The organism is Colwellia sp. MB3u-55 (assembly GCF_014076785.1).
Taxonomy (GTDB): Bacteria; Pseudomonadota; Gammaproteobacteria; order Enterobacterales; family Alteromonadaceae; genus Colwellia_A.
In genome coordinates this window covers 1-24,302 of record NZ_JACGUS010000072.1, presented here as the reverse complement: position 1 = coordinate 24,302, position 24,302 = coordinate 1, and the positions used below count along the sequence as shown (strand labels likewise).

General features: G+C 38.2%; 19 protein-coding genes. 8 read left to right on the top strand and 11 right to left on the bottom strand.

Features of this window, described 5'->3' with window-relative positions:
- Window positions 1-25: 25 nt before the first annotated feature.
- Window positions 26-1,129 carry an efflux RND transporter periplasmic adaptor subunit gene (locus H4J66_RS03425; protein ID WP_182170624.1) on the bottom strand — a complete coding sequence of 368 codons (1,104 nt, stop codon included), beginning with the start codon at window positions 1,127-1,129 and terminating at the stop codon, window positions 26-28.
- Between the two features lie 65 nt (window positions 1,130-1,194).
- A complete protein-coding gene (locus H4J66_RS03420) occupies window positions 1,195-1,776 on the bottom strand; it encodes a TetR/AcrR family transcriptional regulator (RefSeq protein ID WP_182170622.1) in 582 nt (193 codons plus the stop codon).
- A gap of 144 nt (window positions 1,777-1,920) precedes the next feature.
- On the opposite strand from H4J66_RS03420, the gene H4J66_RS03415 reads away from it, so the two are divergent.
- Window positions 1,921-2,979 carry an alkene reductase gene (locus H4J66_RS03415; RefSeq protein ID WP_182170619.1) on the top strand — a complete coding sequence of 353 codons (1,059 nt, stop codon included), beginning with the start codon at window positions 1,921-1,923 and terminating at the stop codon, window positions 2,977-2,979.
- Between the two features lie 56 nt (window positions 2,980-3,035).
- On the opposite strand, the gene H4J66_RS03410 is transcribed toward H4J66_RS03415, so the two are convergent.
- Window positions 3,036-3,329 carry a hypothetical protein gene (locus tag H4J66_RS03410; protein WP_182170616.1) on the bottom strand — a complete coding sequence of 98 codons (294 nt, stop codon included), beginning with the start codon at window positions 3,327-3,329 and terminating at the stop codon, window positions 3,036-3,038.
- Between the two features lie 109 nt (window positions 3,330-3,438).
- Here H4J66_RS03410 and H4J66_RS03405 point away from each other — a divergent pair, with 109 nt between their 5' ends.
- On the top strand, window positions 3,439-4,194 hold the full coding sequence (locus tag H4J66_RS03405) for an ElyC/SanA/YdcF family protein (RefSeq protein ID WP_182170613.1): 756 nt from the start codon (window positions 3,439-3,441) through the stop codon (window positions 4,192-4,194).
- Between the two features lie 186 nt (window positions 4,195-4,380).
- Here the strand turns inward: H4J66_RS03405 and H4J66_RS03400 are convergent, their stop codons facing one another.
- Entirely contained in the window at window positions 4,381-5,142 is a 762-nt protein-coding gene (locus H4J66_RS03400; protein WP_220463188.1) for a Nif3-like dinuclear metal center hexameric protein, read from the bottom strand.
- A 31-nt stretch (window positions 5,143-5,173) separates the two neighbouring features.
- Entirely contained in the window at window positions 5,174-5,920 is a 747-nt protein-coding gene (locus H4J66_RS03395) for a class I SAM-dependent methyltransferase (protein ID WP_182170610.1), read from the bottom strand.
- Between the two features lie 71 nt (window positions 5,921-5,991).
- On the opposite strand from H4J66_RS03395, the gene gloB reads away from it, so the two are divergent.
- The 4 genes from gloB to H4J66_RS03375 all read left to right on the top strand — a co-directional run bounded on the left by gloB (window position 5,992) and on the right by H4J66_RS03375 (window position 11,476).
- On the top strand, window positions 5,992-6,822 hold the full coding sequence (gene gloB, locus H4J66_RS03390) for a hydroxyacylglutathione hydrolase (RefSeq protein ID WP_310650618.1): 831 nt from the start codon (window positions 5,992-5,994) through the stop codon (window positions 6,820-6,822).
- Window positions 6,823-6,914: 92 nt separating this feature from the next.
- Complete coding sequence (locus H4J66_RS03385) at window positions 6,915-8,633, top strand: LysM peptidoglycan-binding domain-containing protein (RefSeq protein WP_182170607.1); 1,719 nt, start codon at window positions 6,915-6,917, stop codon at window positions 8,631-8,633.
- A gap of 210 nt (window positions 8,634-8,843) precedes the next feature.
- A complete protein-coding gene (gene asnB, locus H4J66_RS03380) occupies window positions 8,844-10,508 on the top strand; it encodes an asparagine synthase B (RefSeq protein ID WP_070376687.1) in 1,665 nt (554 codons plus the stop codon).
- Between the two features lie 167 nt (window positions 10,509-10,675).
- A complete protein-coding gene (locus H4J66_RS03375) occupies window positions 10,676-11,476 on the top strand; it encodes a hypothetical protein (RefSeq protein ID WP_182170604.1) in 801 nt (266 codons plus the stop codon).
- Between the two features lie 68 nt (window positions 11,477-11,544).
- Here the strand turns inward: H4J66_RS03375 and H4J66_RS20595 are convergent, their stop codons facing one another.
- From H4J66_RS20595 to H4J66_RS03355, 4 genes are all read right to left on the bottom strand, one after another.
- The gene (locus H4J66_RS20595) at window positions 11,545-15,327 is read right to left on the bottom strand and encodes an AAA family ATPase (RefSeq protein WP_182170602.1); all 3,783 of its coding nucleotides are present in this window, start codon (window positions 15,325-15,327) and stop codon (window positions 11,545-11,547) included.
- Window positions 15,324-16,634 carry an exonuclease subunit SbcD gene (gene sbcD / locus H4J66_RS03365; RefSeq protein ID WP_182170599.1) on the bottom strand — a complete coding sequence of 437 codons (1,311 nt, stop codon included), beginning with the start codon at window positions 16,632-16,634 and terminating at the stop codon, window positions 15,324-15,326. The genes H4J66_RS20595 and sbcD overlap by 4 nt, the downstream gene beginning before the upstream one ends.
- Before the next feature lie 34 nt (window positions 16,635-16,668).
- A complete protein-coding gene (locus H4J66_RS03360; RefSeq protein ID WP_182170596.1) occupies window positions 16,669-17,184 on the bottom strand; it encodes a shikimate kinase in 516 nt (171 codons plus the stop codon).
- Window positions 17,185-17,461: 277 nt separating this feature from the next.
- Entirely contained in the window at window positions 17,462-20,623 is a 3,162-nt protein-coding gene (locus H4J66_RS03355; RefSeq protein WP_182170593.1) for a TonB-dependent siderophore receptor, read from the bottom strand.
- A gap of 469 nt (window positions 20,624-21,092) precedes the next feature.
- Between H4J66_RS03355 and H4J66_RS03350 the strand changes: the two genes are divergently transcribed.
- On the top strand, window positions 21,093-22,583 hold the full coding sequence (locus tag H4J66_RS03350) for a M28 family peptidase (protein ID WP_182170590.1): 1,491 nt from the start codon (window positions 21,093-21,095) through the stop codon (window positions 22,581-22,583).
- Between the two features lie 310 nt (window positions 22,584-22,893).
- The gene (locus tag H4J66_RS03345; RefSeq protein ID WP_182170587.1) at window positions 22,894-23,079 is read left to right on the top strand and encodes a hypothetical protein; all 186 of its coding nucleotides are present in this window, start codon (window positions 22,894-22,896) and stop codon (window positions 23,077-23,079) included.
- A gap of 68 nt (window positions 23,080-23,147) precedes the next feature.
- Here the strand turns inward: H4J66_RS03345 and H4J66_RS03340 are convergent, their stop codons facing one another.
- Together H4J66_RS03340 and lpoB are read right to left on the bottom strand one after the other, a co-directional pair.
- Window positions 23,148-23,621 carry a glycine zipper 2TM domain-containing protein gene (locus H4J66_RS03340; RefSeq protein WP_182170584.1) on the bottom strand — a complete coding sequence of 158 codons (474 nt, stop codon included), beginning with the start codon at window positions 23,619-23,621 and terminating at the stop codon, window positions 23,148-23,150.
- A 30-nt stretch (window positions 23,622-23,651) separates the two neighbouring features.
- Window positions 23,652-24,254 carry a penicillin-binding protein activator LpoB gene (gene lpoB / locus H4J66_RS03335; protein WP_070376678.1) on the bottom strand — a complete coding sequence of 201 codons (603 nt, stop codon included), beginning with the start codon at window positions 24,252-24,254 and terminating at the stop codon, window positions 23,652-23,654.
- Between the last annotated feature and the right edge of the window lie 48 nt (window positions 24,255-24,302).

Below are 24,302 nucleotides of genomic sequence, written 5' to 3'. Positions count from 1 at the left end.
AATTTCAAGTTATACGGGAACGTGATTAATTAAAACGCTTTACATGCTTATCAAGCAACCGAACCGATTGGCCATCACGTAAAAACGAGACACCGGCAATCGCAATAATTTCTCCTGACGATAAGCCAGCAGAAACCAAGACTTCATTGTTTAAAATACTTTCTGTTTGTACCATACGTTTTTGTAAAATTTGTTGTTCAACGTTATAAACAAATACATACGACTTTTGTCCTTCATCTGCGGCCAGTGCTGCAATAGGGAGACGAAAAGCTTTACCTTGATAACCCGTTCGTCCAATACCTTGAAAGGTAAAGTCAACTTCCGCAGTCATGCCTGCTCGTAAATTTTTTGTTTCAGAATTAATAAGAATAGTCACTGGAAATGCATTAGCTGCAGCGGCGCGCGAACTAATTTCTGCGATAGTGCCTTTACTGTTTAAGCCGGGAAACGCCGGATAATGAATATCAATTTCGCTTCCTTTAGATAAATCTCTGATCATCGTTTCAGGGACCACTACTTGCACCTCTAAACCATCATCACCTTCAATTTGAAAAATGGCTTGGCCCGGAGAAATTTGCATAGAAGGTTCGCTAAGACGTTTCGTTATTTTACCATTGTAAGGAGCCGTTAATATTGAATCACTTAAATCTTTATTGGCGATATCAAGTTGAGTTTTAGCAATGTTTACGGCACTACTTGCTGATTCAAAAGCTGCTTTGGCATTATCAAAGCCAGATTTTGACACTAAACCTTTGGCAGATAGCTCGGCGTAACGTTTATATTCATTTTCAGTTTCAGACAGTGCAGCATAGCTTTTTTGTAGGTTTGCTTGTGCAGATTGACGACTCAAATTAAAGTTTCGTTGGTCTAAACGCGCTAGGGCATCACCTCGATTAACTTCATCACCGAGTTTTACTTTTATCCATTGTATTTTTCCACCAACCTCAAAACTTAAATTAGCTTCTTCAACCGGGTAAATAGTGCCAGACAAACGACGCACTTGGTCAAATGAGGTTTGCTGAACTTCTTGCCATGCAATAGGGCGAATAACTTCTTCAAAAGGCTGCTCTTCTTTACCACACCCTGAGAGTACCGTGATAAAAGAAAAAGCTAATAAAAATAAACGCATACAAAACTCCATGAAAAAAACTGCAATAATAAAGCTATTATAGCGGCTTTAAAGTTAACGACAGGTTAATTATTAATACTATTAAATAATTGCTCCGCTAATGCTTTCAATGTCTCTTGATCTGGATTTGATTGAGCAAAAGTGCGTAAACCATAAATCCCCATGATTAAAAATTGTGCTAAGTGTTCACTCTTTTTATTTAATGATAATTCTTTCGCTGCCTGCGCTTGCGAAAACTTATCAGCTAGTGATTGTTCCCATTGCAAAACATTGTCGGCAATAACAGCTTGCACTTCTTGATCTTCTTCTGTTGATTCGTAAAGGGTTTTAATAAATAAGCAGCCTTTCGCGGGATCACCGCTAACACACTCAGTGACCATATGGTCTAAATATTTTTTTAATTGTGCAAGAATTGTTTCGTCACTTAAAAAAAACTGTGAAAATTCGACATTACGGTCAGCTTTATACTGCTCGATAGCAGCTAGCAGTAAACCGCGTTTATTCTCAAATGCACAATAAATTGAACCTGGGTGTAAACCTGTCACTTCTTTTAAATCAGGCATACTTGTCTTGCTATAGCCTTTATCCATAAATAAGCTCATCGCTGCCCTTAGTACTTTTTCTCGGTCGAACTCAGCATTTCTCATGATCATCACTTTTCATTTATCTGCAAGATATCGACATGATACTTAATTTTGAACGATCATTCAAAAATAATACTTGAATGATCGTTCAAATAACGTTATCTTGAACGCATATTCAAGAAAGAAATCAATTAATAGAGATAATTAATGACTGATAATTTATTCCAAGCTTATGCACTAAATAACACCATAACTTTAAATAACCGCATATTAATGGCACCATTAACCCGCTGTATGGCTGATGATAACTTAGTGCCTACGATAGCAATGGCAGAATATTATGGCCGCAGAGCAGAAGCCGGTTTAATCATTTCTGAAGCAACGATAATCCGTCCTGATGGTCAAGGTAATCCAAATACACCGGGGTTATTTACCCAAGAACAAGTCAATGCTTGGAAATTTGTCACCAAAACAGTTCATGATAAGGGTGGTAAAATATTTGCTCAACTTTGGCACACTGGCCGAGTTGCTCATCCTCACTTCTTTGAACACAATAATAATGGCTCTAGTGACGTTTTAGCGCCATCAGCGGTAGGTGTTGAAGGCACGGTACCGAGAATGCGCAATTTAAACTATCAAGTGCCAAAAGCTGTTACTCATCAAGAGATTAAGCAATTAATAGCAGATTTCGTTCAAGCGGCAAAAAATGCTATTGAAGCAGGTTTTGACGGTGTCGAGATTCATGGTGCTAACGGCTATTTAATTGACCAGTTCCTTCATTACGACAGTAACCGTCGCACCGATGAATATGGCGAAACACCAGAAAACATGTCACGTTTTCCGTTAGCGGTTGTTGATGCGGTTATTGCCAGCATTGGTAAGAATAAAACAGCATTAAGGATAAGCCCAGGTGCCCATTTCTTCATGTCTGGGGATGTAAGGGACCGCCAAGTATTTGATCACTTACTTAACGAACTTGAGCAGCGTGATCTGGCATTTTTACATTTAGGTATTTTTGATGATTCTATGGTCTTTGATTATTTAGATGGCCAAGCATCAAGTTACATTCGTGCCAACTATACTAAAACATTGGTGGGTGTAGGCAGTTATACTCCCGATACTGCCAGTGCTGCCATTGCCAATAATAAGTTTGATTTAGTCGCAATCGGACGACCTTTTATTGCTAATGCTGATTACGTCGCTAAAGTGCGAGCGGGCGAAGGTTTAGTTGAATACAATGCCGAAATGTTAACAACATTAATTTAAATAATAACGAAGCGAAGCATAACTTGCTTCGCTTTTATTCGTCGCTTACCCTAAATTTAAATCGCTAAAAAATGTCCGTAATAAAGCCGTGATCCAACCAGTGACTCTAATTCTACACTGCTAGGAAAAGTAGCCCACTTCTTAGCATTTTCCTCAACCGCGGCTTCATCTAACCAAACTAATTGCCAACAAATTTCTTCATCATTATCGGTCTTACTTAATATACTATGTGATATTAAGACAGCTCTTTCCTTGTTCATTTCTTCAAACAATAACTGACTTAATTCAATCACTCTTTGTTGATTTTCTTTACTAACAGAAAATACGGCAACCTCATAACAATATGACATCTAAACTCTCACTAGGTGATCAATCAATGACTTCACTTGGTATATCCATCAATGATGATTATAATCTCGAATAATTTTTCAAATATACAACGAGCTAAGATTAATTACTATGGATCTATTTTTACTTAAAAAAATTATTAGCGCGCTTATCATGCCGTTAAGTATCGTCATACTATTATTGGTATTAGCTATTATTTTTTATCAATATAAAAAGAGATTCAGTTATAGCTGCTTAATCTTGGCGACCTTATTATTAACGCTAGGTTCATTAGGTCCAGTTGCTAATCTCGTTATGGCGCCGCTAGAAAGCCAATACTCCGCGTTCACACGTTCAAGTAAACCTGTTGATTATATTATTATTTTAGGCTGCAAGCACACCACCGATGCTCAATTACCAGCGACTAGCGAACTAGGTATTTGTTCGTTGCAACGACTCGTTGAAGCGATGCGTATCCTGCGTATTCACCCTGAAGCGCACTTAATTACCTCAGGTTATGCCGGCAATGACGAAACAAGTAATGCCGAGAAAGTTAAGCAAGCCGCGATGCTATTGGGTGTTGCTGAAAGAAAAATAATTGTTGAGGGATTTGCGCAAGATACCGAAGAAGAAGCACAATTAATGGCGCCAAGGGTCAGTGGAAAAAACGTTGTCTTAGTAACAAATTCTGACCACATGCCCCGTGCAATTAAGTACTTCCAACGAGAAGGCATTAACCCCACCCCCGCCCCCGCAGGTAAATGGACCAAAGGAATGAATGACGAAAAGCATTGGCAAGATTATATCCCTAAGCCAAAAAGATTAGAACAAACGACTCATGCCTGGTATGAGAGCATAGGCCGCTTAGTTCAGTGGTTAAAGAGCTAGCAGCGGCTTATATTGTTGTAATGTTGATACTGAAATAAATTCAGCATGACGGTTTCAGTGTCCGGTCTTTGTGTTATGAACGACGAGATCCTGAAATAAATTCAGGATGACGGATGGGGGGCTCATATGACGGATGGGCCGTATTAGGATGACATTTGGGTTAAGCATTTCGGCTGGGTATATTCTCTACGCAGGGTTATCAATATCAATAAAAACTGTCGGTATTGATAATTCTTTTTCAAGATGTTTTGCCAATGCTTTAGCGCCATAACGCTCGGTTGCATGATGGCCAGCTGCAAAAAAATGAATATCCATTTCGGTTGCAACATGGGTCGTTTGCTCTGAAATTTCGCCACTAATAAACGCGTCAATGCCCTGCTCTGCAGCAAGCTCGATATAATTTTGTCCGCCACCACTGCACCAAGCAACTGTCTTTATTTTTTTATTAGACGGTGGTGTAATATGCAAGCAATCTCTCGCTAGTTGCTGGGAGATACGTGTACTCAGTTCATCACCTGAAATATGGTGCGAGAACTCACCACGTACAGCGACACTTAAAGGATTGCCTACTTCTAGAGGTTGGACATTATTTATTTCAAATAATTGAGCAAGCTGAGCGTTATTTCCTAATACCGGATGAATATCAAGTGGCAAATGGTAAGCAAATAAACTTATATTGTGATCAAGCAACGCCTTAATTCGTTGATATTTCATGCCACGAATAACATAAGATTCATTTTTCCAAAAAAAACCATGGTGTACCACTAAAGCATCTGCTTTTTCATCAATAGCTTTGGCAATTAACGCTTGTGTTGCGGTTACACCCGTGACAATTTTATGGATTTGATCACTGCCCTGAACTTGTAAACCATTAGGGCAAAAATCTTTAATCTGTTCAGGCTTTAGCAAGGCATTTAGGTGCTGCTCTAAATCATTACGATGGATCATTACTGTATTCTCTTTGTTAGGAACTTAAAAGTTAGTTAATTTTATGTGATGAATTCATACTGGGCACTTCTACTTGCTTAAACTTCGGACTTATCTTCCATTTAGGCTTAATAGGCGTTAACGGGTGAACACGTTTTTTGGCCACTAATACATAGATAGACCCTAAATTAGGTAAAAAGTCACTGGCGATTTTTTGCCAAATTTGAACAATTTTACCTTGGCTTAACCGTCCCGATAAAGAAGAATAAATAACTTTTTCATCAACTAATATTTCATAGCCCATTAAGTGTAGCCAATCTTTCACTCGCATTGCCGAAAAAAAACGTTCGTTCCACGGGGTGCTATGTTTACGATAAGGAATAAATTTATTAAGTCCCGCTAAACTAAAAGGGTTAAAACCAGTAATAACTAGGTACCCATTAGGGATCAATACTCGGTTTGCTTCTCGTACTACGTGATGAGGGTCAAGTGAAAATTCTAAGGCATGGCTAAGTAAACAAACATCAATGCTATGTTCTAAAAAGGGTAAATCATCTACATCAGCAATAATATCGCCGGTTTGTTTGCGCTCGACTAAATTCATTTGATGTTTAATCGTACAATCTGAACTGTCAATATAACCACTGAGTGCACCAATTTTTAATAGATGATAACCAAAAAGTTTTGGCCACCACGGCGCTAACACTTGTTCAATTTCTTTAACTATCACCTCGCCATTTGGTAAAGCTTGCCAAGATTTTGGGTAATGGGGTTGTCGATAGCCCAAAGCAGGTTTCATCAGTTAGATACGCCTTTTTAGTTCGTTTACGGGTATACTACTTACTCTACCTTCATTGAGGACGATTTAACGTGGAAAGTCAAACACTAAAGCCAATTTTGATAACGGCAATCCCCGCTTTTACTGACAATTATTTTTGGGCTATAACCTCGCATGACGTAAACGTGACCGATAATGAAACGCTAAAACCGGTTGCTCTGGTCGATCCCGGAGATGCTAAGCCTTGTATTAAATATTTAGAGGAAAATAATTTACAGCTTTGCGCTATTTTAATTACCCATCATCATGCTGATCATACCGGTGGTGTTGCTGAGTTAAAGAACTATTGTAAAAATAAGAACTGGTCTCTTACTGTTTACGCGCCTGAAAATGAAAAGATAACCAATGTTGATGTGCGGGTAATAGCAAAGCAAATCATCGAGATTCCTGCGCTTGAAACTTCTTTTGAAGTCATTGACCTTGCTGGGCACACCTTAGATCATATTGGTTATTATACTGGTGATGCTGTTTTTTGTGGTGATACTTTATTCTCAGGCGGCTGTGGACGGATATTTGAAGGCTCACCCAAACAGATGTTGAGCGCTTTAACCCGTTTAACCGACTTACCCGATCGAACACATGTTTACTGCGCGCACGAATACACTTTAGCCAATTTAAAGTTTGCTTTAGCGGTTGAGCCAAATAACACTGAACTCGTTCACTATTATAATCAGGTACTAGAACGACGAGCAAAAAATATTCCCACCATCCCTAGTTCTATTTTACTTGAGAAAAAAATCAATCCGTTTTTACGTTGCCAACAACAAGAAATCATCGAAAGCGCTGTTGATTATAGTGGTAAAAATTCAATAAATACCTTAGCAACCTTCACCGTTATTAGGCAGTGGAAGAATGAATTCTAAGCCAAGAACACTTTGACTAATATAATAGCCACGCTTGAATAAGCAGGCTAAATAAGTGAAACTAACCTTAAGTAAAATAATATAGTGCCTACATGAAATTTATCTTAAAAACATCAAACAAATCACCTGCTAAAAAATATACTTTTGCAAAAGCTCTACCACTATCATTTTCTCTTGCTTTCTCGGTCATGCTAATGGGTTGTCAAGCGACGTCAGTGCAAAGTAGTAATGGCGCTCAAGCAACAGATATTGACCAACGGATGATAGCTAGCACTGCTGAAATTAATCAGGCGATATTAGCCGATGAAAACATTGATATTATTCATCCGGTTGCGGATGTAGAATTTACCTTAACTGACCCAGAAATTGTTGATGATATTTATGTATCCGATGATATCTGGCAACGTATACGCACTAAATTTACCTTTAAAATTCCAGAAGATAAACGCCTCACGCAGCAACGCAATTGGTTTGTAAAACATCCTGAATATCTTGACCGTGTAGCAAAACGTGCTGAGCCCTTTATTTTTTATATTGTGCAAGAACTTGAAAAAAATGATATGCCGCTAGAAATAGCGCTTTTACCTATCGTTGAAAGTGCTTTTGATCCCTTTGCATACTCACATGGTCGTGCTTCAGGTATGTGGCAATTCGTTCCAGGAACCGGCAAGCGATTCAATATGAAGCAGAACTGGTGGTATGATGGACGCCGTGATGTCATTGCATCAACACAAGGTGCGATTCAATATTTAAAATATTTAAACAAATTTTTTGATGGTGATTGGTTATTAGCGCTCGCTGCATATAATTCTGGTGAAGGTCGTGTAAAACGCGCAATGAAAAAAAATGCTCGTAAAAATCTACCAACAGATTTTTGGTCTTTAGATTTACCCAGAGAAACTAGAGCTTACGTACCAAAATTACTTGCGTTGGCCGATGTAATAAAACGTCCTGAAGATTTCAATATTAAACTTTACGAAATTGAAAACAAGAGTCAGATCACCAATATTGATATAGGATCGCAGTTAGATTTAGCAAAAGCGGCTAAATTAGCTGATTTATCTTTGGCTGAACTACAACGCTTAAACCCTGGATTTAATCGTTGGGCAACTGACCCTGATGGCCCTCACAGTTTATTGATACCTAACCATAAAGTCGCTAATTTTGTGAAGAAGCTTGCTGAACTTCCCCAGGAAGATCGTTTAGCATGGCAGCGTTATAAAATTAAAGATGGTGATAACTTAGGTGAAATTGCCCATAAATTTAATACTGATATCAAGTTAATTAAACAGGTTAATAATATTAGAGGCACACAAATTCGTGCGGGCAAACACTTATTAATTCCTGTGGCGACTCAGTCGCTCGACAGTTATGTCTTTTCTCAAAAGCAACGGACGGCGACAACTAAAAACCGTCAACGAAGTGGAGAGAAAACAACACACCTTGTCGTAGCAGGCGATACTTTATGGGATATAGGACAAACCTATAAGGTCAGTAGCCGAAGTATTGCAAAATGGAACGGTATGGCGCCACGCGATGTTTTAAAGCTTGGCCAAAAACTGGTTATTTGGCAGAAAACCGCTGTGGCTGAAGACAATTTAGCCAGCACAACGTCTTACCAGCCGCCAGAGCAGGCAATCATGCGAAATATCACCTACAAGGTAAGACGTGGTGATTCTTTCGCACGTATTGCCAATAAATTTAGGGTCTCAATTAGTGATATCGAACGCTGGAACAGTTTAAATCGCAAAAAATATTTACAACCTGGTCAAATGATAAAATTGTCGGTTGATGTGACTAACAATATTTAATCAATAACATTTGATGATTAATAAAACGCTATTGACTGCAGTCTTTAGCGTTTTTTTACATTAAAAACGACTCTTTATAACCATATCTAAGTTATTCAGCAAAATAGCACTTGATAATATTTTTATAGCTGTCACAGTGGCCTATCGTATGAGCGATTAATTTTATACGTACCTCACAATTTGTTAATAATTTAAAGGAGTAGCGCTTCAATGTGTTCGATCTTTGGTATATTAGATATAAAAACAGGTGCAGACGCACTTCGTCCGAAAGCCCTAGAATATTCTCGTTTATTACGTCACCGTGGTCCTGATTGGTCTGGTATTTACAGCAGCGAACATGCTATTTTAGTGCATGAACGTTTATCAATTGTTGATACTGAGCACGGTGCTCAACCATTATATAACGAAGACAAAACAAACATTCTCGCTGTAAATGGTGAAATTTATAACCATAAAGCCCTAGCAGCAAACTTAACGGTAGATTACCAATTTCAAACTGGCTCAGATTGTGAAGTTATCCTGCCACTATACAAAGAATTTGGTGTTGAATTTATTGATAAACTTCAAGGCATGTTTGCTTTTTGTTTATACAACGAAACTGATAACTCTTACCTTATAGCACGCGATCATATCGGTATTATTCCACTTTACACTGGCTATGATGAAGACGGTAACTTTTATGTTGCCTCTGAAATGAAAGCATTGATGCCAATTTGTAAAACAGTGAGTGAGTTTCCTCCTGGCCATATTCTTGACAGTCGTGTTGGCGAATTACAAAAGTATTATAAACGTAACTGGCAACAATATTCTGCGATTAAAGATAATACCACCAGTAAAACAAAAATTCGTGAAGCGCTAGAAGAGTCGGTTAAAAGTCATTTAATGACTGATGTACCTTATGGTGTTTTATTATCGGGTGGTTTAGATTCATCGCTAATATCAGCTATTACGCAAAAATTTGCTGCTCGCCGTATTGAAGATAATGACTTAGCTGAAGCTTGGTGGCCAAAGGTTCACTCCTTTGCTTGTGGTCTTGAAGGCTCGCCAGATTTAATTGCCGCGAAAACAGTAGCAGACAGCATAGGGACTATTCATCACAGCGTGGTGTTTACTGAGCAAGAAGGTATAGATGCCTTACAAGAAGTTATCTATCACTTAGAAACTTATGACGTCACCACTATTCGAGCTTCTACCCCTATGTACTTGATGGCGCGTAAAATAAAAGCCATGGGTATAAAAATGGTACTTTCAGGTGAAGGCGCTGATGAAATTTTTGGTGGTTACTTATATTTCCATAAGGCGCCTAACGCACAAGAGTTTCATGAAGAACTTAACCGTAAGTTAGACCGATTACATAAGTTTGATTGCTTACGTGCCAATAAATCTATGTCAGCTTGGGGTATTGAAGCCCGAGTGCCATTTTTAGATAAAAACTTTATGGATGTTGCGATGCGCATCAACCCAGAAGATAAAATGTGTGGCAACGGAAAAATGGAAAAAGCAATTTTACGTGAGTCGTTTGAAGGTTATTTGCCTAAAGAAATTTTGTGGCGTCAAAAAGAGCAATTTTCTGATGGTGTTGGTTATTCTTGGATTGATGGTTTAAAAGCACATGTTGAGTCTCAAGTGACGGATCAGCAACTTGCAACGGCTAACTTTAAATTTCCAGTGAATACACCAGACAGTAAAGAAGCCTACTTTTATCGTACTGTTTTTGAAGATAAATTTCCACTTGCCTCAGCGGCAGACTGTGTTATCGGTGGTAAGTCTGTTGCCTGTAGTACTGAGGAAGCATTAGCATGGGATGAAAGTTTTCGAAATAATGCTGACCCTTCAGGTCGAGCGGTAATGAGTGTTCATAACGATAGTTACTAGCATTTATCCTTAAAATATTATAAAACCAATAAGTCTGACTTATTGGTTTTTTTTTCAATTTTTTATCTCATCAAAATAATAATATTAATTTGAATACATAGAATTATAATTGTGTAGAATAACCAATTAGATAAAAATGATATAAATAGTACTAACAGGAAAATATTTTGACTAAGCAAATCGACCATAACATGCCAAGTATCACACCTGATAAAGATCAGGTCGAGGCATTCAAAAACACTCGAACTTCTTCTCCCGCTTCAACTAATTCGGTTGATAATACATCGCCTCAACCCAAAGTTGTCAAGCCACAAAAAACACCTAGTACGCCACAAATAAAAATAGCTAAAGCGGCTATTATTTTTATCTATTTATTTATTGCGGGTGCTGGCTATTGGCTTTATCAACAAAATATTAAAACAAATGCCATTATAGCTTCAGCAGAGCAACGCATTGCCGACTTAGAGAACCAACTTTCCGCTACAGGTGAAGAAATGGGTGAATCTGCAGTAGAGATGAAAGTACGCATAGAAACACTCGGCAAGACCAGTGATAAACTTTGGGAAGAAATGGACAAGCTTTGGGCTTCTGCTTGGCGTAGAAACCAATCTCAAATAAAGACGTTACAAAAAGATAATAAATTATTGACTGACTTATCAGTAACTCAAGCTAAAACCGTTGCAGCAACAAACGCCACAATAAACGACGTTAATAATAAGCAAGTAGCTACTGAGTTCTCAATAGACGCATTAAAAGAAAAGTTGACTGAAAATATTAAAAATTTATCACTGGAGTTATCCGCTATAGAGTCAAACTCTCAACGTCGTGATAAACAACAAATAGCCCTGGCAAGCCGCGTAACTCAACTCAGTGAGCAGAATAAAAAATTATTATTAAAAGTTGAAAGTTTAGAAGCACTAAGCAACATACCCGCAAGAACAGCACCTCCTTTCTCTGAAGGTTCTTAACACAATAAAAATAAGCAAGAGTAGGTTAATGACTATTTAACAACCTACTCTTGCCTATCCCCTGTCGACTAAAATCTAAACTGACTCTCCAGTTCACTTACACCTAAGCCACTGCATTTTTTAACTTTTATTTGCACAGGAATACGTTCTTTAAGCGTATCTACATGACTTATAACACCAATCATTTTACCACTAGCATTTAAACTGTCTAACGCATCAAGTGCTACTTCGAGTGTATCGTTATCAAGTGTGCCAAAACCTTCATCAAGAAAAAGAGAGTCGATACTTGTTTTGGCGCTGACCAAATCAGACAAAGCTAACGCCAACGCCAAACTCACTAAAAAACTCTCACCGCCAGAAAGTGTTTTGGTGTCCCGTACGCTATCCGCTTGCCATGTATCAAGGACTTCAAGAGTTAATGCCTCAGATTGTTGACACTTAAGTTGATAGCGAGCATGTAAGCGCTCGAGCTGTTGATTCGCTAAATAGACGAGATGAGCAAGCGTTAACCCTTGAGCAAACTTTCTAAATTTTGCGCCATCTGCCGAACCAATTAAGCCGTTTAAATGAGCTAAATCATCGACATCTTTTTGTAAAGCCGTTATTTTTTCAAGTAAACCTTGTTGTTGTTGGCGTTGAATATCGTCTTGTTTTAATGTTTGCCCTAATTGTCCTAGTTTTATCTGCGCTTGTTTCAACTGCTCTTTACATGCTGCCAATTTTTCCGTGATCGCCAAGGTGCTAAAATCATTCACACCTGCTTGTTGAATCGCAACTTGATCAATAGTCAATTGTTGAAGTTGTTGCTGATATTGTTCGAGTAGTGTTTGTGAACGCTGTTTTTCAAGGGTAATACTGTCTGACACTTGCTGAAACACATCTTGTTTATCAGGAGGTAATAACGCATTGATAAAATCAACTTCTTGCGAAAAATCACTTTTAGATAAGGCGTTTTGCCACGCTGAAGTCAATAATTCAACTTCTTCATTCAGCTGTGTTAATTGCTGTTCTGCGCTTTTTAAAAGACCTTGTTGGTGTTGGTGTGTTTGCATGCATTGCTGAAAAGTTTGTTGTAATTTATCAAGCTCATCAGCTATCGCCTTACGCTTAGTGGTGATGTCAGCTCTGACTTGGCTAATGGTTTTTTCTGCAAAAAGAGTAAAGCGTTGCTGTTGAGCTTGTTTTAGTTCACTAATCACTTGTCCCTGAGTTTGTCTAACATGTGCGAAGTCGTCATTGAGCCCATTATCGTGTATTTGTGCAACCGCCAACTGTTGCTTTAAGCCGGTAATAACTTGCAAGAACTGTTCTTGTTGTTGCAACGTCTGTTGATAGTGTTTTACTTGTTCGCTTATTTCAGTAAACCAAGTAGAAAAAATTTCATGACTGGCTAGCGCTTCAGTGTTTTCGTTAAACAACGCTGCAAATGATACGCTACTTTGCTCGGTATTTACCTGCTTGGCTATGGCGGTAATATCGGCTTTAAAAGCAGTAAGCCCTTCGGCCTTAATTTGTTGCTTTTGTGTGAGAAGAACCGTTAATTGTTGTAAACTGACTTGGCTATTTTCTTGATTGTTTATTAGCAGTAAAGCTTGGTTTTCAAGCGTTGACTTATCTTTTTCAGCAGCGACTATTTGCTGCTGACACTGCTGTAAATGTTGTTCAGCCTTTTGAAGCCTGAGGTTTGTGTTAACAAAATCTTCTAGCTTATTTCCTCGCTCACCAATAAAAGACTCAATAAAGGCTAAGTCTGCTAATGGACAATCTAGATCAAGTGGCTGTGCTTTTGAGTGCCATTGACTCAATAAAACTTGTTGCTCTGTTAATTTTTCTTCTAGTTGTTTATCAGCAACGCCAAGTTCCGCCTTCAGCTGAGCTTGTGTTTCTGCTTGAGCCTTGCCTTGCTGCTCTAATTGTTTTAATTGTTGCGTTAACTGCTCAAATCTTTGTTGGTATTCAGACGATCCACCCTCGACTAATGATGAATATTCGTCAATAGCGGGATGCTCATTTGAACCACATAATGGACACGCTTGCTCGGGCTGAAGATTTTTACGATGTTCATTTAACGATAAAATAGTTTTTTGTTGACCGACAATAAGCATGACATCATCACGCATTATCTGCACTTGTCGATATTGGTTTCTTAATTCAAGCACTTGTTCAGTAACACGTTGATATTGCTTTTTCTTTTCTGCGTTATCAGCACTAGCATTAGCGACTTCGTTTGTTAAAAAGTTAAAGCGACGAGCGCTTTCAAGGGCAGTTATTTGCTCTGCAATTTTCCCCTGTCGTTGTTGTATCGTATTTTGTAGTGCTGATCGGTCATTCATCGACACTTGCGCTAAGACGTCAGCTATTTCTTGTTGATATTGTTCAAATCGCTCAATAAGACCATCGCGCACACTTTGCTGTTTGTTGATGAGATTTTGCTGGGTTTCTTGTTGAACATTTAATTGTTGATGTTGTAAATGCAACCCTTGTTGGTCTCTCAGGATTTGCTGTACTTCATCTTCAATAAGCAATAAGTATTGATACTGACTTTGCCATAATGGCAGCTTCTCGGGCAAAAACTTCAATACCTGATTATTGCTAATAAAGCCTTCATTTTTAATAAACTGTACTTGATGTTGTTCTTGCTCGTTAGCTAACTTGTCGCAATTATTTTTTGATAACTGTTGAGCATGCGCTAACTCAACTAATTTATTGGCTGATTCTTCTTCTTGTTTAATCCAATGAAAAATTTTGTTATCAAGGGGGATCACTTCTTCAATGATCAGATTTTCAATGCGTTGATCGGCTAAATGTTGAATGCCCTGCTCTTTCGTTAAGGCTTCATAGGCTTGCTGAGCCATAGTTGTTTGCTGTTCGATATTTTTACAGCTAATTAAAAGTTCATTGTTACTGACCACTAATGATTTTTGTAATTGTATTTTTTGCTGATGTTGCTCGAAAACAGGTCGCAATTTCTCAGCCGGTTTAGCTAAAGCTAATAAGCGTAGGTCATCTTGGGCGTCGCGCTCTTTTTGTGCTACACGATCAAGTTGGCTGTTAACCACATTAATACTGTTATGGTTTTCAAGCGACTTCTGTTGCCAAAGATATGCTTTTTGCCACAAATCATGTTCAGTAGCCACTCGTTGTTCATCATCACCAAGTGTTTCAAGTTGTTGGGTCAACGAGGTTAACTCTTCTGCCGATAATATAACGGTACCTTGACTCTGCGCTTGTAATATTTTTAAGTCGTTACTGGCATTTTTATGGTTGAGATAGACTTGCTGTGAAACCTGTCCATAAATTTCAGTACCGGTTAACTCTTCTAAAAGTTCAGCTCGTTCGTTGCTTGGGGCATTTAAAAAAGCGGCAAACTGTCCCTGTGAAAGCATCATAGACTTGGTAAAACGAGAAAAGTCTAAACCGGTTAAACTGGCTATTTCATTGCGCACTTGCGAGACTTTTGTTGCTATTATTTGATCATTATCTGCTGTCGACATTGAAATTTCAGCAAGTTCCGCAATCGGTTTCTGTAAATTCCCTTCGACACTATTTTTAGCGCGTCGTTGACTCCAAAAGGCTCGGTAAGCTTTACCTTTCACTTCAAATTCAACTTCAGCTAAACAACTCGCCGTATGGCGGGTCATTAATTGGTTTTGCTTATCTGAAATATTTAAACGGGGTGTTTGATGGTAGAGCGCCAAACAAATAGCATCTAATATGGTGGTTTTTCCAGCGCCTGTGGGTCCTGTAATGGCGAATAAGCCACTATTGTCAAAAGGTGCTTGGCTAAAATCAATTTTCCACGCACCTTTAAGTGAGTTGATATTTTCAAATCGTAAACTTAATATTCTCACTTGATTTCACCGGTAACTTGAGGTTTTTCACTGTGCTTTTCACCTGTGGTATTTTGCTGTTGCACTTGCTCTAGCGTTTGTGCAAACATTTTTTCAAGTCGATCTTTTTGGCTTATCTCTGTGTCTGTTTGCCAATTTTCTTGCTGCAATCGCGTTGAGAACACCTCGGCTAAAGATAATTCATTTAAGGTGATTTTCTTTTGGCTTTCTGGCATTAACTGCCTAGATTTTTTACTGCGTCGCACCAACAAGACCTCTACCGGTAATTCTTCGACAAGCGCTTCAATGCGAGGGGTTAAATCTTGTAAATATTCAGCACTGTTAATCTCAATATCAAGCCAAATTTTTTGTTCTTTCTCTAATGAGGTCTTCGAACTATTGAGCTCGCTAACAAGCTTATTGATATCTTCACTGAGCTGTTCTAATTTACTTTTTACCATCAACAAAGGTTGAAAACAGGGAATATCTTGTTCAATAACCTGACTCAGTTTTGCTTGTTCAAATTCTGCGATTAAGACTTTTTTAGTTTGACTTGCTTCATCAAAGCTTAAGGCTATTGGTGATCCGCAATAACGAATATGCTCAGATTTAGCAACCCGTTGACTGCGATGGATATGGCCAAGCGCTATGTAATCGGCTTGTGGAAAAGCATTGGCAGGAAAAGCTTCCAAGGTGCCAATATAAATATCGCGCACCGACTCACTGCTGGTCACACCAACGGTGGTTAGATGCCCAGTGGCAATAACCGGTAATTTTTTTTCATCATTGACTAAAGAAATATCTTCTGCATGGGTGAATAGTGTTTGATAGTGTTCACTAATCGCTTGCTGCAATGACTGTTGTTTATCTTTAACAGATTGCCCCGCACTGCTGCTAATAATATCGCGCGGGCGAATAAAAGGAATAGCACACAATATCGCCCCGGGTTGACCTTGTTTATTGTTAAGCGTAATTACTTGCTGATTTATCTTATCGCTAACACTGGTGATCACCTGACATGATAAATGTGACAATAACTGCTTCGACTCACCAAGCATGGCAACAGAGTCATGGTTACCCGCCAGAATGATTAATGGGCAGTTTTTTTCATGCATATTAACAATAAAATCAAAGTACATTTCTCGGGCATAGCTAGGTGGTGTACCCGTATCAAAAATATCACCCGCAACAATCACTGCATCAATGTCATGTTCACTGACTTGTGTAAGTAACCAATTTAAAAATTTTTGATGCTCTGCAGCACGACTTTTACCGTAAAAGTTTTGGCCTAGATGCCAGTCAGAAGTATGGAGAATACGAAATTTCATAAAGTTATCTTAAGGTTTCAAACCTAGGTGTGAGTTATTTGTTATGGGTTGTGATAGTTTTTTTCTTACCGACAAAGCGAGTATAAAGTTGCTGGTGAGCTAGCTTTGAAAAAGTATCGGTGCGTGTATCATAAGCCTTTATCCAATCAATAAGCATGGCTAAATTATCATCCTGAGCTTGCTTTGATGGATATTTATGCGCTTCCCACGGACGATTTTCAGCATAGGTAATGCATGTATTAATCGTTATATCTAAGTAGATAATTTCGTTAGCAAACGCTTTTTTATTAACATGGTCTGTTGCACTATTATTAATCAGTAGCTCCAGTAAGTCACTGTAGCAACCTTCTATTACCCAATTTTCATGTTGTTGAGTAAATGTGTCAATTTCAATGGTTGAATCTGACAGGCATTTTCTTTGCGGTGGAGATGTTGCCAGCCAGGCGAGCGTATCAAGATCTAAATGTGCTAAGCCTTGTTTTGCCGCTATTTTTTTGGCTAAAGTCGACTTACCTGCTGCAGCATTGCCAAAAATAAGAATTTTTTGCAAGTAGCTCACCTTTTGTCATATTATTATCAAAGGTAGTGTACCTGAACTGATGATAAAAAATTAGCGTTTTAATGCAAAAAAAAACAAGTTGATAGCGTTTATCCTTACTAACAACCAGCCATGATTCAAATGCGAATAAAGCTTAAGCGTATAGGCCTAAGCCAATAAAAAAGGTTATCGGCTTAACTTGATTCTTAGCAAACAAGTACCTGAATAAAAAGAGCGGTACTCTCGTAACGCCCTTTATCTACTTGCTTAAATATGACGGCTTAAATGACTAAAAGCGATAAGAAGCATTTAAGAAAAAGCTACGTCCATATAAATCATATCCCGATGAAGTCACCATGTTGCCACGGTTTGAGCCAGCGGTTAAATCAACCAACTCTGGCGCTTTATCAAAAACATTTTTCATCCCTGCTGTCACTAAAAAGTCATCACCGGTATAAGTGACAGATGTATGAACATAAACCGCACTATCGGCAGAACAAACAGGCACGGTTTGCGGTTTACCAACTAAGTCTTCATTTTTAATAAAGACATCACATTTAGCCGTATCTCTGACATCATCAGCTGATTGAGTACCCGACATATAATTTGCCATGATCATCCAGTTCCATTCATCCATTGAAAAATTCAAGGTTGACACTAAACGATGCTCTGGCGTACCAAAATCTTCTAACAAGTCCTCAGACGATTCACCTTTGAATATAGTGACTTCTCGTTCAGTTTGTAAGGTATATTGGTTGTCCCATGTCATTCTTACATTATCAAAGTTAGTCACGAACCGTGTATTAACATCAACACCTTTCGAGGTCTCTTCACCAATATTAATAAACGAGGTATCAATTAAATTTGGAAAGTTAATCACGGGTGCATTACCACTGTTTCGTGAAATACGTGGGCAAAATGAGCTTTCCATATTAGGAGAGTCAAAACAACGCTTTAAAATAGTCGCCGCACTAATTGTTCGAATGGTATCTTCAACGACTAAGCTAAAGTAAGTAACCCCAAAGTTAAACTCGTAATCCCCTTCAAACACCGGTGTCCACTTAAATGTTGCGGTAATATTTTCTGATGTTTCAGGTTTTAGGTCTCTAGCATTACCGCTTGAAGAGGTTGGGATACTGGGTACACCACTTAAACCAATTTGAGTAAAGTCAGCACCTTGAGCACTACAGTTATCTAAAATTGTTTGTGAGCGATTTTCTTTAGAGGGATCATATTGGCTATTTGTCGTTAACGATTCTGAGACCATACAAGGATCAGCACTACCACTTACACCTCCAAATTGGTTAGCAAGAAATTGCTCTCGTAAATTTGGTGCTCGAAAAGAGGTACCATACGAGGTGCTAAATAGTAAGGTTTCAGAAGGTTTGTAGGTAACACGTGCGCGATTGGTTAATTCACTGCCAAAGTTAGACTCATCGGTATAACGAAGCGCCGCTTCAACTTCAAATAAATTTGCCCAGTTTTGATCGACTGCAATTGGTAATGATATCTCCGCAAAAACATCACTCACATCACGAGAGCCAATGGTTGCCCCTTCGGTTAATGGATTCTCTGCCGCGACTAACCCTGTTGAACCTAGCATATCACCCGCAGAATCTATGCGATCTTTTCTGTACTCAAGTCCCATGGCAACCGTTGCAGCCGCACCTTTTTCAAAATCAAAGACGTCACCGGTAACAAAACCCGAGAGCATTGATTGCTGAACGGTTGTTGTATTAATACGCGTGCCGATTAAAAAGTCTTTTTCTGCTTGTGTAGCGAATGTACCACCACCGTAGCTACCGCCATTAAAGATAGATTCTGCAAAAAAGTCGACAGGAACACATTCATTGGCAGTAATAAACCCAATCCCAGCTGGGGCATTAATTCCACAAATAGGGTTACCGGCATTATCTAGACGCAATGTCCCTAAACTTAATGCTAGGTTAGTTTCATTCATTACGGGCTGAGTTTGATCACCAACACCACGGTCGTATGAAACAAACACCTCATAACTCCAACCCTTATTAGATAGCCAGTCACTGGTAAAGTCACCACGTAAACCAGTAACAAAGCGGAAGTGATTTAATTCAACCTCTCGTTTTTGTGGCAAGTCTTCTAAAGTCATGATGTGAGAAACATCATAATCTGGAAACGGGTTTAGTGGGTTATCAACTAAATTCAATGAGCCATCAGGGTTAGTGACTAAATTACCATTTGCATCTTCGTGGGGGATATTAGCAGCTATTGTTGGATAAATTTGTTCAGTAGAAGCTAAGCTGGTTAGGTTACGATGGAAATAATAGCCTTCATAAAATATTTCTTCATCACCACCAAAAAAATCAGGTGAGTAGCTACCATTTACTGCAAGAGTAAAACGGGTTACTGGTTGAATTAAATCGGCTTCCATACGGTCAACAGCATCAGAATGTGCCGGTGAGTATATACGGCGATTAAATTGATCTGAACTGGTAATATCAACGTTAGGATCATTTGGAATGGGTAAACCAAAAGCCGAACTAAAACCCGGAATACCAACATCAGATGAACCTGGGGTAGTAAAAAAACCAATACCGGATGGATGCGGATAGGTCATCACTGGCGCGTTTGGATCATCAGCATTGTAACCGGTAATATCTAAGATAGAATTATCCCAAAAGCGGCTTGAGCATACCGAGGTTCTTTTGCCGTTGTCGTCTTCAAAGATTTTACGAATACAATCGGTACGGTCTTTTACGGCAATACGATCGCGTTCATAATAAGATGCAGAGAGGGTAAATTTTGATTTCTTACCTTCAAAGCCAGTAATAAATGAGAAATCTTTTGTAGCGCCGCCACCGTGTTGCGTATCAGAAATATTTGCTGAAACTTCAAAGCCGTCAAAACTTTCTTTGAGAATAATATTAATAACACCCGCAACAGCATCCGCGCCGTAGATAGATGAAGCTCCTTCGGTGATCACTTCAATACGCTGCACCATATTAACCGGGATCAAACTTAAATCAGGTTGTGATGGAGCACCTCGCACACCTGAGGAGCCCAATCGTCGACCATTAATAAGAATAAGGGTTCGCTCTGGGCCTAAACCACGTAAACCAACATTAGAGGAACCGACACCACCACTTGGCGGTGCTTCTGATGCATTAGAGCCACCAGAGTTAGAGTTATATGAACCATCGAATTGTTGACCATTTGCCATTGATGTATTTTGTAATAAATCAGCGACTGTCCTAACACCAGCTTTCATTGCATCTTCAGCCGTGATGACATGAATAGGAGAAGCATTTGAAAATTCTGCTTTTTTTAAGCGTGAACCCGTAACAGAAATTCGTTCAACTTCTTTTTCTGCGCCAACTTCTTCAGCAAAAACAGGCATTGATAACATTGAAGTAGATACACCAGCAAGTAGTGCGTATTTGATAGCTTTCGCTATTGGGGATGCCTTTGTCATAGTATTATCCTTTAGTTAATTATATTTATTTTTATAATTATTCAGTTAATTCCTTAAAACTGATCACTCAAGTACAACTTCGTAATATCCTTAACTAAACGTAACTTAAGTTAAACTGAACAAACTAACACTAGCCTAAACGTATAGAATTCATACCAAAAATAGTAAACAGATTTAAAAGGTTTGCTTTTTCTGTAAACTTTTAGCCACACATTGATAAATAAAATCGCTCAAAAAGTGAGTAATAATTTAATTGATAGCTTCACCACTGATTTATATTAAAAATTCACGGGTAAAGTTTTAATGAATCATTAAAGAAATTCTTATATCTACATGATCTCTATCTAGTTACTTTAAAACATTAACTTTTTATTTTTTCTCCTGATCATATTTATTGAAAACAAACTTGACTGATTATTCCCCAAGCGTTATGTATAGTTAAAACAATAAAAGAAAATAAAATAATATTATGAAAATTATCCCTTTGCTGCTTATGCCAGCTTTTTTAATCAATTGTGCTTACGCGACGTCTATTTTTAATAGCGACATTGAGAACTTAATTGCCACATTAAAAGCGCCCACCCCAGTTATTTCAGACTTAAAGCAACTAACAGATGAAATAGGCGCTCGCTTAACGGGTACTCAGGCTAATAAAAAATCGGTTAATTGGGCGCTGAAAAAATTTCATGAAGCGGGTGTTACCGCTAAAAAAGAAAGTTTTACTATGCCAAGAGCTTGGTCTGAGAAAACGATTAGCGCTAAAGTTTTTAATGGCCAAATAAATTTTTCACCTCGTATTGTTGCTATGCCTTTTACTAAAAAAACCCATTATCGAGGCCTTAGCGCTAAAATCGTCAATCTGAATAAAGGTAGTTTGGCAGATTTTGAAAAAATGAATATTGACGATCACTTAGCAGATAAGTGGTTACTTATTGAAACTGATATTTTGGATGATGAACGCGGCATTTCAGGTCTTTTTCAAGAGTATAACAATGCGGTCATTATCGAAGAACAAGCGTTAGCGGTCAAAGCCACAGGTATTATTTATATGTCTTCTCGGCCAAAAAATCTCTTGTACCGCCACTTACCTAGCTCAGGGGTTAATAATAAATTAGCCATTGTTGTTATGGAAAGGGAAAGTGCCCTGCGCACTCAACGCCTACTGAACTCAGGTGAATCACTAAAATTAACAGCGAAAATAAATATATTAGGTGAAAAGCCTTATCAAGCTAATAATGTTGTTGCTGAAATAAAAGGTGACACCTATCCCGATGAGATTGTTTTAATTGGGGCTCACATTGATTCTTTTGATTTAGGTACCGGCGCTCTTGATAATGGCGCTAATGTTAGTCTAGTGATAGATCTTGCTCGTCAAATCACTAAGCTTGCAATAATACCTAAGCGTACTATTCGCTTTGTACTCTTTAACGGCGAAGAACAGGGGATGTACGGTTCTTGGGGGTACACTCAAACACATAGAGACGAGTTAGATAATCATGTTTTAGCCGCAACCATAGATATTGGCACCGGTGCTATTACGGGCTTTTTTATTAATGGTCGTGAAGAAATTAGAGCAACCATCGACAGTGTTTTGCATCCCGATGCAGAATTGGGTTCATTTAGCCAAATAATTGATCCGGTTGTTGGCACTGACAATTATGACTTTATGATGCAAGGTATCGCAAACCTTGTGGCTAACCAAGCAGACGCTAACTATGCATCTAATTATCATGCTCAATCAGACACCTTTGAAAAAGTAGACCAACAACAATTAAAATTGAACGCCGCTATTATGGGGGCAACTATTTTAGGTATTGCTAACCTTGACCAGATCCCTTGGCAACGTCAAACCTCAGAGCAAGTGGTAAAAATGGTTGAAAAATATAACCTTGAACAAGCGATGAAAACCTTTGGTTTACAACAAAGCTGGCAAGAAAACAAACGTGGTATTCAACACTAAAGCTAGTTAACTTGTTTTAAATACTTTTCGCCGCTCGATAGCAATATCTAGCGGTTTTTTGTTGATAGAAGAAAAAAACTCATTCAACGACAATAGAAAGCGGCTATATCGATGATATTGTCTCGAATTAAGGAAGCGGATAACCTTCATCTATTAAGTTATAAACTTGATAGCCAGCCAAGTACTTTACTACGAACTAAAACCTCTTTATTTACTCTAGTGTGCTTTAAGCACCTTTTTCTAAAATAAAGGTCATTTTTTTATTAAGATTATCTATACTCCATAAAAATGTTATTAAAGGAGTAATAATATGAAGAGAATGCCAACTGCTTTGGTAAAAACCTGGTTATTTCTGCTTAAAAGTACAGATCCCAAACTCGCAAGACAAAAATTCATTGCTTATCAAAAAATCAAAAAATTATTTGGTAGTGCTGACCTAGCACAGTTATATTTTGAACGAGATAAGGATAATGACATCGAAGTCGTTATTATTTAAACAAAAAAAATGAGCAGTTGCTAACACCAACTCACTTTTTATCAAGCCTGCTATATTTATTTGAATATTTACATTTGTTTATCAAGCCGTACGGAGCCATTTTCCAAATAAATCAGCCGGATAGCATCATTACGTTGAAAAATCATTCTTGAATCTAAATACTGTACGACCATAAACTCCTTACCCTGATCAGTTTTTATCATTAACTCAACTAAATGAAGCGTCTTACGGTGATATTGTGGGTTTTTATTATTGGCCATAGAGCCACCTAATAAAGCACCAAGAACAGTAGCAACATCACGGCCACTACCGCTACCAAATTGATTGCCAATCGCACCACCAATAAGCGCACCACCAAAAACTTTCCAGCCTTTTTCTTTATCTTCAATAAGTTCTACTTCAGTAATATTTCTAACCGATTGTACTTTTCCAAAGAGAACTTTTTCGACAGGTACGGCTTTGTTTCTGTCATATTGTGCATTCACTATTGGACTTAATAAAATCGTTAATAGGCACAAACAAGAAAATAGCTTTGTTATCATGATCTCCCCCTAAATAGTAAATATCGGCTCTTACCAACCCACTGATGCTTTAACTTTAGTTTTGCGAATTTCAGTTTCGTCAGCCCATTCAACTAAGCCACTTTCTAAATCCATTAAACGTAGTGTAAATTTATAATAGACATCAGACTTGTCTTTGTTAGATTTTACAATACTTGATAAGTTCCCATAAAGCATATACTCAGCGCCAACTTGCTTACCAAATTGCACAGCTTTATTGGTGTCAACCATACCACTGTCTTGTTGAAATTTTATTTGTTCACGAGCCGCTTCTACTCGCGCCATATCAACAAAGCGAAACTTGCCTGAACGTAGTAATTTTGTTGAAATTGAATCAGTAATTGATTCAGTATCAATATGTTCGCTGGTTTTATTTTTAAGGCGCTCAACAAACATGATCGGACGTTTATTTTGCGTTAACGTACCTACAACTGGCGACAATAATAACGAGTCAGTCATTTCTCCAGCAACTTTTTGTAAGTCAGTAGAGCCAAAGTTGATATCGGTCGTCTCAACCGCTGTCGCATCACCGTAGCGAACCACTGACTTTTGCGCACAACCCGCCACAAGGGTAATAGCTAAACCAACAGTAGTAGCAATCATTAATTTTTTCATAAGTACTTCCTTAATATATAACGTAATAAATTTTAATATTTAATATTT